Here is a 214-nt window from a genome sequence, read left to right as displayed (position 1 = left end):
ACGGATCGCGGCTTTACATCGACGGCAAGCTGGTCGTCGACAACTGGGATGACGGGCGCGGCTGCTGCCACGGGCTTCCTGACGCCAAGTGGGGATCGGTCGCCCTTGAGGCCGGCCGGTCGTATTCGATCAAGGTTGAGTATTTCCACGGGAACGGGGATCGTCCGGCGCATCTGGGCTGGGCCGATGTGGCCCAGATGCGGCAGGACGCCGC

The 214-nt window shown here is 65.9% G+C and carries 1 protein-coding gene; it reads left to right on the top strand.

Translation table 11 applies throughout. The annotated features are described in order from the left end of the window. On the top strand, window positions 1-214 hold a 214-nt coding region (locus ACNAW0_RS31025), incomplete at both ends, for a PA14 domain-containing protein (protein ID WP_416291581.1).

The sequence above is a fragment of the Micromonospora sp. SL1-18 genome (assembly GCF_047921505.1).
Classification (GTDB): Bacteria; Actinomycetota; Actinomycetes; order Mycobacteriales; family Micromonosporaceae; genus Micromonospora.
Note: the sequence above shows the minus strand (reverse complement) of the source record. Positions and strands in the feature narration are given on the sequence as shown.